The sequence below is a fragment of the Rhodocyclus gracilis genome (assembly GCF_009617575.1).
Lineage (GTDB): Bacteria > Pseudomonadota > Gammaproteobacteria > Burkholderiales > Rhodocyclaceae > Rhodocyclus > Rhodocyclus gracilis.
The window spans coordinates 381,226-393,514 of the sequence record NZ_WIXJ01000002.1 but is presented as its reverse complement, the minus strand read 5'-3'; the positions used below and the strand labels follow the sequence as shown (position 1 = coordinate 393,514).

The 12,289-nt window shown below is 65.4% G+C and carries 8 protein-coding genes; 5 read left to right on the top strand and 3 right to left on the bottom strand.

Annotated elements, in window-relative coordinates:
• Positions 1-263 precede the first annotated feature (263 nt).
• The 4 genes from GHK24_RS04880 to GHK24_RS04865 are packed head-to-tail and all read left to right on the top strand — an operon-like array spanning position 264 to position 9,119.
• Positions 264-1,481 carry an MdtA/MuxA family multidrug efflux RND transporter periplasmic adaptor subunit gene (locus GHK24_RS04880; protein ID WP_153469835.1) on the top strand — a complete coding sequence of 406 codons (1,218 nt, stop codon included), beginning with the start codon at positions 264-266 and terminating at the stop codon, positions 1,479-1,481.
• A complete protein-coding gene (locus tag GHK24_RS04875; protein WP_340666104.1) occupies positions 1,478-4,555 on the top strand; it encodes an MdtB/MuxB family multidrug efflux RND transporter permease subunit in 3,078 nt (1,025 codons plus the stop codon). The genes GHK24_RS04880 and GHK24_RS04875 overlap by 4 nt, the downstream gene beginning before the upstream one ends.
• Positions 4,552-7,677, top strand: coding sequence for a multidrug efflux RND transporter permease subunit (locus GHK24_RS04870; protein WP_153469832.1), 3,126 nt, complete (start codon positions 4,552-4,554; stop codon positions 7,675-7,677). The genes GHK24_RS04875 and GHK24_RS04870 overlap by 4 nt, the downstream gene beginning before the upstream one ends.
• The gene (locus GHK24_RS04865) at positions 7,674-9,119 is read left to right on the top strand and encodes an efflux transporter outer membrane subunit (RefSeq protein ID WP_153469829.1); all 1,446 of its coding nucleotides are present in this window, start codon (positions 7,674-7,676) and stop codon (positions 9,117-9,119) included. Before GHK24_RS04870 ends, GHK24_RS04865 begins: the two co-directional genes overlap by 4 nt.
• A 30-nt stretch (positions 9,120-9,149) precedes the next feature.
• Here the strand turns inward: GHK24_RS04865 and GHK24_RS04860 are convergent, their stop codons facing one another.
• Both GHK24_RS04860 and GHK24_RS04855 read right to left on the bottom strand, forming a co-directional pair.
• The gene (locus GHK24_RS04860) at positions 9,150-9,482 is read right to left on the bottom strand and encodes a hypothetical protein (protein ID WP_153469826.1); all 333 of its coding nucleotides are present in this window, start codon (positions 9,480-9,482) and stop codon (positions 9,150-9,152) included.
• A gap of 85 nt (positions 9,483-9,567) precedes the next feature.
• Entirely contained in the window at positions 9,568-10,437 is an 870-nt protein-coding gene (locus GHK24_RS04855) for a class I SAM-dependent methyltransferase (RefSeq protein WP_340666110.1), read from the bottom strand.
• A gap of 176 nt (positions 10,438-10,613) precedes the next feature.
• On the opposite strand from GHK24_RS04855, the gene ylqF reads away from it, so the two are divergent.
• Positions 10,614-11,672, top strand: coding sequence for a ribosome biogenesis GTPase YlqF (gene ylqF, locus GHK24_RS04850; RefSeq protein ID WP_153469823.1), 1,059 nt, complete (start codon positions 10,614-10,616; stop codon positions 11,670-11,672).
• Here ylqF and GHK24_RS04845 read toward each other — a convergent pair whose 3' ends face one another.
• Positions 11,673-12,281, bottom strand: a complete 609-nt coding sequence (locus tag GHK24_RS04845) for a YitT family protein (RefSeq protein WP_153469820.1) — start codon at positions 12,279-12,281, stop codon at positions 11,673-11,675. It lies immediately after the preceding gene.
• Positions 12,282-12,289 lie beyond the last annotated feature (8 nt).

Below are 12,289 nucleotides of genomic sequence, written 5' to 3'. Positions count from 1 at the left end.
CGCCGTCGCCGGCCGGGGCAGTGTTCGGGGCCGATTATCACGGTTTTTCGCGCCATTCGTAGCGAACGAATCGGCGATGGCTCAGGCGCCGGCTAACAATTGCTTACAAAGCGTAGTGTTGGTGAAGCACATTACGCCGGCCGGCAGGTTAAAAAGCCCCCTTCGCTGTCGACCGACGGGCGGTCGCCATTTGAATCCGCCGGGGGCTACAGGTACTCTCCGGGCATCGAACCGCTAGAAGAACAACAAGAAAGACCTTGTGCATGAAAATGAAAATTGTCTGGGTATGTGTTGCCCTGCTGACAGGGCTTGCTGCCTTCTGGTTGCACGGAAACTCCGGGCCGACGCCTGACGAGGCAGCGGGGCCTCCCGGCATGAAGCGCGGCCCCGGCGAAGGCAAACCTGCGCCGGTGCAGGCGGCACGGGCGACGAGCGGCGACATCGATGTTTATCTCAACGCGCTGGGGACGGTCACGGCGCGCAACACCTCCACCGTCAAGGCACGCGTCGACGGGCAACTCGTGCGGATCGCCTTCCGCGAAGGGCAACTGGTGAAGGCCGGCGAAACGCTGGCCGAGATCGATCCGCGTCCTTTCCAGGTCGTCCTCGATCAGGCGAACGGCCAATTGCTGCGCGATCAGGCGCTGCTTGCCAACGCCAGGCTCGATCTCGAGCGCTACCGCGGCTTGCTGGCGAAGGATTCCATCGCCAAGCAGCAGGTCGACGCGCAGGAGTCGCTGGTGCGGCAATACGAAGGCACCGTGCTGATGGACCGCGCCCAGGTCGACAGCGCCCGCCTGCAACTGGGCTTCACGCGTATCACGGCGCCGGTCGCCGGGCGTCTCGGCCTGCGCCAGCTCGATACCGGCAACATGATCCACGGCAGCGATACGACCGGTCTGGTGGTCATTACCCAGACGCAGCCGATCACTGTGGTGTTCGCCATTCCGGCCGGCGACATTTCGGCCGTACTGAGTCGTCTGCACGGCGACGAGCGCCTGCGCGTCGAGGCGTTTGACCGCGATGGCAAGACGCTGCTGGCGACCGGGAATCTCCTGACGCTCGATAACCAGATCGATACGACGACCGGCACGGTGAAGCTGAAAGCGGAGTTCGCCAATAACGACGAGCGGCTCTTTCCCAACCAGTTCGTCAACGCCCGCCTGCGGGTGGAAACGCGGCACGACGCCGTACTCGTTCCGCTCTCGGCCATCCAGCGCGGAACGCAGGGCACTTTTGTCTACGTGCTGAGCAAGGACCGCACGGTCAGCCTGCGCCCGGTAACGCTCGGCCCGGTTTCCGGCGAGACCGTAGCCATCGAGAAGGGGCTGACGGCGGGCGAGGAAGTGGTGACCGACGGCGCCGACAAGTTGCGCGAGAAGGCCAAAGTCGAGGTGTCCACTCCCGGCGCCAGCGCCAATGCCGCCGCCGAGCACGGCGCTCAATCGGCCGGGGGCGCGCGCCGCCATAAGCCGCAGTGAATCCCTCCCGCATCTTCATTCTGCGGCCGGTAGCGACCTCGCTACTGATGGTCGCCATCCTGCTGGCCGGGCTGCTCGCCTACCGGTTCTTGCCGATCTCGGCGCTGCCTGAGGTCGACTACCCGACGATTCAGGTGACGACGCTCTATCCGGGCGCTAGTCCGGACGTCATGACCTCGTCGATCACGGCGCCGCTTGAGCGCCAGTTCGGGCAGATGCCGGGTCTCAACCAGATGTCGTCGGCCAGCTCCGGTGGCGCGTCGGTGATTACGCTGCAATTTGGCCTGTCGCTCGGGCTCGACGTCGCCGAGCAGGAAGTGCAGGCGGCGATCAATGCCGCCAACAGTTTCCTGCCGACCGATCTGCCGATGCCGCCGATCTACAGCAAGGTCAATCCGGCGGACGCGCCGATCGTCACGCTGGCGATCACCTCGCCGACCTTGCCCTTGCCGAAGATCGAAGACCTCGTCGATACGCGTTTGGCGCAGAAGCTCTCGCAGCTGCCGGGCGTCGGTCTCGTCAGCATCGGCGGCGGCCAGCGGCCGGCGGTGCGCGTGCAGGCGAACCCCAAGGCGCTGGCGGCGAACGGCCTCAATCTCGACGATGTGCGCACCGCCATCGGTAACGCCAACGTCAACATGGCCAAAGGCAGCTTCGACGGGCCGATGCGCGCCTCGACGCTCGACGCCAACGATCAGCTCAAATCCGCCGCCGAATACCGCGCGCTCGTCATCGCCTGGAAAAACGGCGCGCCCATCCGGCTCGGCGACGTCGCCGACGTCATCGATGGCGCCGAGAATTCGCGTCTCGCCGCCTGGGCCAACCAGTCGCCGGCGATCATCCTCAATATCCAGCGCCAGCCGGGCGCCAACGTCATCGAGACGGTCGACCGCATCAAGGCCTTGCTGCCGCAATTGCGCGCCTCCTTGCCCGGCGTCGTCGACGTTGCGTTGCTGACCGACCGGACGACGACGATCCGCGCCTCGGTGCACGACGTGCAGCTGGAGTTGCTACTGGCGGTGGCGCTGGTGGTGATGGTCATCTTCGTCTTTCTGCGCAACGTGCCGGCGACGCTGATCCCCGGCGTGGCCGTGCCTTTGTCGTTGGTCGGTACCTTTGGCGTCATGTACCTCGCCGGCTTTTCGATCAACAACCTGACGCTCATGGCGCTGACCGTTGCCACCGGTTTCGTGGTCGACGACGCCATCGTCATGATCGAAAACATCTCGCGCTACGTCGAGGAGGGCGAATCGCCGATGCAGGCGGCCTTGAAGGGCGCCGAGCAGATCGGCTTCACCATCATTTCGCTGACCTTCTCGCTGATCGCCGTGCTGATTCCACTGCTCTTCATGGGCGACGTGGTTGGCCGGCTGTTCCGCGAGTTCGCCATCACGCTGGCGGTGGCGATCCTCATTTCGGCGGTCGTCTCACTGACGTTGACGCCGATGATGTGCGCGCGTCTGCTGCACCACACGCCGGAAGCGGAACAAGGGCGTTTCTTCCGGGCCAGTGGCGCGTTCTTCGACCGCGTCATCGCCCGCTACGGCGTCTGGTTGAACTGGGTGCTGGATCGCCAGAAGGCGACGCTTGGCGTCGCTGTCGGTACGCTGGCGCTGACGGTGCTGCTCTACATCTTCGTGCCGAAGGGCTTCTTCCCGGTGCAGGATACGGGCGTCATTCAGGCGATTACCGAAGCGCCGCAGTCGATTTCCTTCGCCGCCATGGCCGAGCGCCAGCAGGCGGTGGCCGAGGCCGTGCTTGCCGATCCGGCGGTCGAGAGCCTGTCGTCCTTCATTGGCGTCGACGGCAGCAATGTCACGCTCAACAGCGGGCGTCTGCTGATTAACCTCAAGCCGAAAGGCGAGCGGACGGGCGGCGATACGGACGCGAGCGGCATCATCCGGCGCTTGCAGACGACGCTCGATAGCGTGCCGGGAATCACCACCTACATGCAGCCGGTGCAGGATCTGACGATTGAAGATCGTGTTTCGCGCACGCAGTACCAGTTCAGCCTGCAGGACGCCAACGCGCAGGAGCTGTCGCTCTGGGTGCCGCGCTTGGTCGAGCGCCTGCGCGCCTTGCCGCAGTTGCGTGACGTTGCCAGCGATACGCAGGATCACGGCGTGCAGGCCTATGTCGACATTGACCGCGCCAGCGCCGGTCGCCTCGGCATCACGGCGGCGGCCATCGATAACGCGCTGTACAACGCTTTTGGCCAGCGTCTGGTGTCGACGATCTTCACGCAATCGAACCTCTACCGTGTTGTCCTCGAAGTGCAGCCGCAGTTCCAGCAAGGCATTGCCGCGCTCGATTCGATCTACGTCGTTTCGCCGAGCGGCGCGCAGGTGCCGCTTACCTCGATTGCGCGCATCAGTGAGCGGCAGACGCAGCTGGCGGTGAACCACATCGGCCAGTTCCCGGCGTCGACGATCTCTTTCAACCTCGCGCCCGGCGTCTCGCTCGGCGACGCCGTGGCGGCGATTCATCAGGCGGAGAGCGATCTCGACCTGCCGGTGAGTGTCGAGACCAGTTTTCAGGGGGCGGCGCTCGCCTTCCAGTCCTCGCTCGACAACACGCTGCTGCTGATTCTGGCGGCCATCGTCACCATGTACATCGTGCTCGGTGTCCTTTACGAGAGCTACATCCATCCGGTGACGATCCTGTCGACGCTGCCTTCGGCGGGGGTTGGCGCCTTGCTGGCCTTGCTGGTTTCGCGCACCGAGCTTGGCATCATCGGCATCATCGGCATCATTCTGCTGATCGGTATCGTCAAGAAGAACGCCATCATGATGATCGACTTCGCCCTTTCCGCCGAGCGCGAGCAGGGCAAGTCGCCGCGCGAGGCGATCTACGAAGCCTGTCTGCTGCGTTTCCGGCCGATTTTGATGACGACGCTGGCGGCCTTGCTCGGCGCCTTGCCGTTGATCGGTACGGGTGTGGGCTCCGAACTGCGGCACCCGCTCGGTATCACCATGGTTGGCGGCCTGCTCGTCAGCCAGGTGCTGACCCTGTTTACGACGCCGGTGATCTATCTCGCCTTTGATCGTCTGGCCCAGCGTCGTCGCCTCGCATGAATCTCTCGGCGGCCTTCATCAAGCGGCCGGTAGCGACGACGCTGCTGACGCTGGGCATCGCGCTGGCGGGCAGCGTTGCGTTCTTCCTGTTGCCGGTCGCGCCGCTGCCGCAGGTGGATTTTCCGACCATCGCGGTGCAGGCCTCGCTGCCCGGCGCCAGCCCGGAGACGATGGCCTCGACGGTGGCGACGCCGCTCGAGCGCTCGCTCGGCGTCATCGCCGGCGTCACTGAAATCACCTCGAGCAGTTCGCAGGGCAGCACGCGCGTCATCCTGCAGTTCGACCTGTCGCGCAACATCGATGGCGCGGCGCGCGACGTGCAGGCAGCGCTGAACGCGGCGCGCGCCTTGCTGCCAACGGGGCTGCCGAGCAATCCGACCTACCGCAAGGTCAATCCGGCCGACGCGCCGATCATGATCCTCTCACTGACCTCGCCGACGAAATCGCGGGGCGAGATGTACGACGCTGCGTCGACCGTGCTGGCGCAAAAAATCGCCCAGCTCGACGGCATCGGTCAGGTATCGGTGGGGGGCGCCTCGCTGCCGGCGGTGCGCGTCGAACTCGACCCGCCGACGCTGAACCGGCTGGGCATCGGCACCGAAGACGTGCGTACGGCCATCGCCGCCGCCAACGCCAATCGGCCGAAGGGCGTGCTCGAAACCGACCTGCGCCACTGGCAGATTCTGGCCAACGATCAGGCGCGTATGGCGGCGGATTATCTGCCGTTGATCGTCGCCTATCGCAATGGCGCGGCGGTGCGTCTGGGCGACGTCGCCCGCGTCGAGGACGCGATGGAGGACGTGCGCAACGCCGGGCTGGCGAACGGCAAGCCGGCGGTGATGATGATCCTCAACCGTCAGCCGGGCGCCAACATCATCGAGACCGTCGACCGTGTGCGTGCCCTGTTGCCGCAGCTGCGGGCGTCGATTCCGGGCGACATCGATCTCAATGTCGTGATGGACCGCACGCCGACGATCCGCGCCTCCTTGCACGAAGTCGAGCGCACGCTGGTGATTTCGGTCGTGCTCGTCGTGCTGGTGGTGTTCCTCTTCTTGCGTAACGCCCGTGCCGCGCTGATTCCGAGCGTCGTCGTGCCGGCGTCGCTGATCGGCACCTTCGCCATCATGTATCTCGCCGGCTTCAGCCTGAATACGCTGTCGCTGATGGCGCTGACCATCGCTACCGGCTTCGTCGTCGACGACGCGGTGGTGGTGTTGGAAAACGTCTCGCGCCATATCGAGAATGGCCTGTCGCCGCTACAGGCAGCCTTGCGCGGTGCGCGCGAGGTCGGCTTTACCGTGCTGTCGATGAGTGTGTCGCTGATCGCCGTCTTTCTGCCGATCCTGCTCATGGGCGGCATCGTCGGTCGCCTGTTCCGCGAATTCGCCGTCACGCTGTCGGCGGCGATCCTCGTTTCGCTCGCCTTGTCACTGACCATGACGCCGATGATGTGCGCCTATCTTTTGCGCTCGCCCGATCAGGAGAAGCGCGGGCGTTTCTATCAGAAGAGCGAAGGCGTGTTTCTGGGCGCGCTCAACCTGTATCGGCGCAGCCTCGACTGGGCGCTGGCGCATGGTCGGATGATGTTGCTGCTGCTGGCGGCGATTGTTGGCCTGAACGTCTATCTCTTCACCATCGTGCCGAAGGGCTTCTTCCCGCAGCAGGACGTCGGCCGCATCTCGGGGATGATCCAGGCCGACCAGAGCATCTCTTTTCAGGCCATGCAGCAGAAGCTCGCCAACTACGTTGAGACCGTGCGTGCCGATCCGGCTGTCGCCAACGTCGCCGCGTTTACCGGCGGCGGCGCGCGCAACTCCGGCTTCATGTTCATTTCGCTCAAGCCGATTGCCGAACGCCAGATCTCGGCCGATCAGGTCATCGCCCGTCTGCGGCCGAAGCTCGCACGCGAGCCGGGTGCCAGCCTCTTCCTGCAGGCGCAGCAGGACGTTCGCGTCGGCGGCCGTCCCGGCAACGCCCAGTATCAGTACACCCTGCAAGCTGACAATACCGACGAATTACGCGTGTGGACGCCGCGCTTGCGTCAGGCGCTGATGCAGCTTCCCCAGTTGGCCGACGTTAATGCCGACCAGCAGGACAAGGGGCTGCAAACGCGGCTGGTGATCGACCATGATGCCGCCGCACGCCTTGGCATCTCGCAGCAGTTGATCGACGCCACGCTCAACGATCTTTTCGGGCAGCGCCCGGTGTCGACGATCTATAACCCGCTCAACCAGTACCACGTGGTCATGGAAGCCGCGCCGCAGTACTGGCAGAGCCCGGAGGCCCTGAAAGACGTCTATGTCATCGCGCCCGGCAGCAATGGCACGACGGCCTCGGTGCCGCTGGCCGCTTTCGCGCATTATGAAGCGGCGTCGACGCCGCTTGATGTGAATCACCAGGGGCAGTTCGCGGCGGCGACGATCTCGTTCAACCTGCCGACAGGCGTTTCGCTCTCCGACGCGACGCGCCTGATCGACGAGACGATGGTGCGCATCGGTGTGCCGTCGACGGTACACGGGAGTTTTCAGGGCACGGCTAAGGCCTTCCAGATGTCGCTCGACAACCAGCCGCTGCTCATCCTCGCCGCGCTGATCACCGTCTATCTCGTGTTGGGAATTCTTTACGAGAGCTACATCCACCCGCTGACCATCCTGTCGACGCTGCCCTCGGCGGGCGTTGGCGCGATCCTCGCGCTGCTCGCCACCGGCACGGAGTTTTCGATCATCGCCCTGATTGGCGTCATCCTGCTCATCGGCATCGTCAAGAAGAACGCTATCATGATGATCGATTTCGCCATCGAGGCCGAACGCCGCGACGGGCTGTCGCCGCGCGAGGCGATCCTGCAGGCCTGCCTGCTGCGCTTCCGGCCGATCATGATGACGACGCTGGCCGCCTTGCTCGGCGCCATTCCGCTCGCCATCGGCTTTTCGGATGGCGCCGAATTCCGCCGCCCGCTCGGCATTTCGATCGTTGGCGGCCTGATCCTCAGCCAGTTGTTGACGCTCTACACGACGCCTGTCGTCTATCTTTACCATGACCGCTTCCGCCTCTGGTTCCAGGCTGCTCTGGCGCGGCGGCGCGGTGTGACGGCCGCAGCCGATCCCTCAGGAATCTCCTCATGAAAATGCGTGTTCTTGCTCTCGCCGTGCTGACGCTCGGCGGCTGCGCGGTGGGGCCCGACTACCATCGTCCCGACGTGGCGACGCCCGCCGCCTACAAGGAAGCCGGCGACTGGAAGGCCGCCGAGCCGAGCGATAGCGCACAGCGCGGACGCTGGTGGGAGGTCTACGGCGACACGACGCTCAACGAGCTGGTGGCGCAGGTCGAGGTGTCGAACCAGAACGTGCTGGCTGCCGTGGCGCAGTATCGGCAAGCGCTGGCGCTGCTCGGCGTGGCGCAGGCGGCGTATTTCCCGACGGTGAGCGGCAACCTCGCCGATACCCGTGCCCAGGGCACTTCGTCATCGACGACCGGCGGCGCGACGGTCTCGCCGGGTTCGCCGATCCGCAATACCACGCGCCTCTCCTATAGCGCCAGCTGGGAGGCCGACCTCTGGGGCCGCCTGGGGCGCAACGTCGAGTCGAATGATGCTTCCGCCCAGGCCAGTCAGGCCGACGTGCAGGCCGCGCTGCTGTCGGCGCAGGCGACGCTGGTGCAAAGCTACGTGCAACTGCGCGCCAATGACGCGCAACAGGATTTGCTCGCCAGAATCATCGCCGCTTACCAGCGTTCGCTGGCGATCACGCAGAACCGCTACGAAGCCGGCGTCGCCGGTCGCGTCGACGTCGCGCAGGCCGAGGCGCAACTGAAATCGACGCAGGCTCAGGCCATCGACCTGCGCGTGCAGCGCGCGCAGCTCGAGCACGCCATCGCGGTGCTCGTCGGTCGTGCGCCGGCAGATTTCCGGCTGGCGCCGACGGGCGCCTTGCCGGCACTGCCGCAGATTCCCGCCGCGCTGCCGTCGGCCTTGCTGGAGCGGCGCCCCGATATCGCCGGTGCCGAACGCCGCATGGCTTCGGCCAACGCGCTGATTGGCGTGGCGCAGGCGGCCTTCTTCCCGGCGCTGACCTTGAGCAGTAGCGGCGGCTACCAGAATTCCAGCCTGTCGCAGCTCGTCACGGCACCCAACCGCTTCTGGTCGGTGGGGCCGACGCTGGCGCTGACGCTCTTTGACGCCGGCGCCCGTTCGGCGCAAAAAGCCTCAGCCGTGGCCGCTTACGACAAGAGCGTTGCCACCTATCGGCAGACCGTTCTGGCCGCTTTTCAGGAGGTTGAAGACAACCTCGTTGCGCTGCGGCAGCTGGCGGAGGAGGCAGAAGTGCAACACGCCGCCACGCGCGCCGCCCTGGAGGCCCAGCGTCTGACGGAAAACCAGTACGAAGCCGGTACCGTCAGCTACCTCAACGTCGTGACTACGCAGGCGACGGCGTTGAACGCGCAGATCAGCGAACTGAGCCTCGTCAGTCGGCGGGTGCAGGCCAGCGCGGTGTTGCTCAAGGCTTTGGGCGGCGGCTGGCAGGCGGGCGGTGTGTCAGCGGTGGGCGAGTCTCGCGCCGCGCCATAGACGTTTGCCGGGCGGCGCGAGCTAAATTCGTCAGGCCGCGGCGACGCGGGCCAGCGACCACGAGGCGCCGCTCGCGGCGGCGGCGATGGCCACCGCGATCAGCAAGAAGAGGCGCAGACGCCGCCCGCGGTGCGCGGCCTCGTCGGGGGCATCGCCCGCCAGAGCAAAGAGATGCAGCGCCCCCCAGCCGACGGCGATCGCCGCCAGAAAGGGAATGCCGACGACCTGCCATTCAACCGGCGTCATGGCAAACAGGCGCCCATCGCGCCAAGGGACGGCGGCAAACATGCCGAAACTCCAGAAGAGCGCGGCAGAGCCGGCGGCACAGAGCAGGGCGACGAAACGGGTGATCCACTGATCCACGGGGATTTCCTGACGATGGGCTAAAGGTGGCGGGACGAACGGGGCGGGCCTGGAGACAGACTCAGAGAGTCTGAGATTCAAAGACTCAGCGCCCGCATGCAGGTTCCGCTGCGGCGGTGTCGCCCGTGCCCGCGGGCGCAAAGCGCGAGCGCAAGGCTTCGATTCCCGTCTCGGCCAGCAGCCAGTCGATACGCGCGGCAGCGTCGCCGCGCCGCTGCCCGGTGTAGCGGGCGATGATCAGTTCGTTTTTCATCGAGTGCTCCCAGCCCGTCAGTTCGGTCACGCTGACCTGGTAGCCTGCCGCTTCGAGTTGCAGGCAGCGCAGGGTGTTAGTCAATTGGCTGCCGAATTCGCGGGTATGCAGCGGCCGCCGCCACAATTCGGCGAGCGGCGTGCGCGCCAGCGATTTCGCCTTGTCTTGCCGCAGCGCGGCGGCGACTTCTGCCTGGCAGCAGGGCACCAGCGCGATGAAGCGTGCCTGCTTGGCGAGGGCGAAGCGGATGGCGTCGTCGGTTGCCGTGTCGCAGGCGTGCAGTGCCGTCACCAGATCGACGCGCGCCGGCAGGACGGGCGAGTCGATCGATTGTTCGACGCTGAGGGCGTGGAAGTCCATGCGCGCAAAGCCCAGTCGGGCCGCCAGCGCGCCGGAGCGCTGGACGAGTTCGCTGCGCGTTTCGACGCCAATGACGCGGCCACCCGCCTTAGCCTTGAAGGCGAGGTCGTAGAGGATGAAACCGAGATAGGATTTGCCTGCGCCATGATCGACGAGCATCGGTTCGGCGGTGTCGGCAAAGACTTCCGCGAGCAGCGGCTCGATGAAGCCGGTGAGGTGGTACACCTGCTTGAGCTTGCGTCGGCTGTCCTGATTGAGCTTGCCGTCGCGCGTCAGGATGTGCAGTTCCTTGAGCAGTTCGACCGATTGTTCGGGGCGTATTTCGGGAGGGAGAGACACGATGGCACGTCTGCGCGAACGATAGTCGCTGCATTCTACCGCAGCGCGTCGCCGCGCCCGGACGTGCGTTTTCGCTGTGCTCCTGGCAGCGCCGATTGCGTTGCCGCGCCCGCAGCGCGCCGGATCGCGGATAATGGCGCTCCTTTCCTCGTCGATTTTCGCAGAGAGCGGTTTTTTTCATGTCCATTCAATGGTTTCCCGGTCACATGGCGGCGGCGCGCAAGAAGGCGGCCGAGGCAATGGCGAAAGTCGATGTCGTCATCGAAGTCGTTGATGCGCGTCTGCCTGAGGCGAGTACCAATCCGCTGGTGCACGAGTTGGCGCGCTTTCGTCAGCGTCCGCTCCTGAAGATCCTGAATAAAGCCGATTTCGCCGATCCGGCCGCGACGCGCGCCTGGGTCGAGCATTACAACGCCAGCGAAGGCGTCAAGGCGGTCGCGCTGTCGTGCCGCAAGCCCGGCGAAGCGGCACGCATTCCAGCGCTCTGTCAGGCGCTGGCGCCGCACCGCAACGACTTGATCAAGCCGTTGCGCATGATGATCATGGGCGTGCCGAACGTCGGTAAATCGACGCTGTTGAACGCGCTTGTGCGCAAGCGCGTCGCCGCCGTCGGCGACGAGCCGGCGATCACCAAGGCGCTGACAACGTATGACCTGCCCGAGCGGCGCACCATCGTCGATACGCCCGGACTCCTCTGGCCGAAGATCGACTACCCCGCGGACGGCTTGATGCTCGCCGCCAGCCATTCCATCGGCCGCAATGCCTTTGCCGACGACGAGGCGGCGATTTTCCTGGCGGGGCTTTTGCTGGCGCGCTATCCGGCGCTGCTGGCTGGCCGCTTTGGTTTCCCGGTCGACGGCATCGACGCCGTGGCAGTGATCGAGTCCATCGCGCAACGTCGCGGCTATCGTCTGAAAGGGGGCGCGGCCGATTTTGAAAAAGCGGCGGCCATCCTGTTGCAGGAATACCGCGACGGCGTATTGGGACGCATCAGTCTGGAAACGCCGCAAACGCGTGCCGCCATGATCGTCGAGGCAGAGGCCGCGCTGGCGGCAAAAGCCGAAAAGGCCGCGCGTCGTCGTGGAGCCGCTGCCAAGACGCAAGACGCCTCCTCCCAAAACGCCGAAAACTCGGCCAGCACCTCCGGAGGCGCCGATGACATCGCGGCGGCGTCTGACGAAGCCCCCGCCAGCGACGCGCCGCCCTCGCCCGCGCAGGAGGAGCCGCCCGCCCGCTGATCAGCAGCCCATGTAACGTCCGGCTTTGTGATTGACGGCAATCACCAGATTGAGCGCCAGCGCGCCGACAATCGACAGTCCGACCGTCAGCGGGTCGCGCAGGATCAGTGCGGCTCCGACGATCAGCGCATCGGCGCCCATTTGCAGATGCCCGGCACGCCAGCCGTGCCGTTGTTGCAGATAGATCGCCAGAACGCCGATGCCGCCCAGACTCGACTGATGGCGAATCAGCATCAGAAGGCTGATGCCGGCCAGAAAGCCGCCCATCAAGGCCGCGAACAGCGGATCGAGGCGGGCGATTTCCACATAGTGCGGCACCAGTTCGGTATAGATCGCCAGCAGGCTGACGGCGACGAAGGACTTCACGGTAAACGCGGTGCCCAAGGCGCGCAGCGCGAAAATGTAGAACGGCAGATTGATGACGAAGACCACCAGCCCCATCGACCAGCCGGCCAGATAGTGCACGAGAAAGGCGATCCCCATCGTGCCGCCGGTGAGCAAGCCGGCATCACGAAAGAGCAGTACCGCAAACGCCATGAGCAAAGGGGCCACCAGAATGGCTTGGGCGTCTTCGAACAGGCTGTGTTGGGCGGTGGGAGAAGCAGACATCGGGCGTG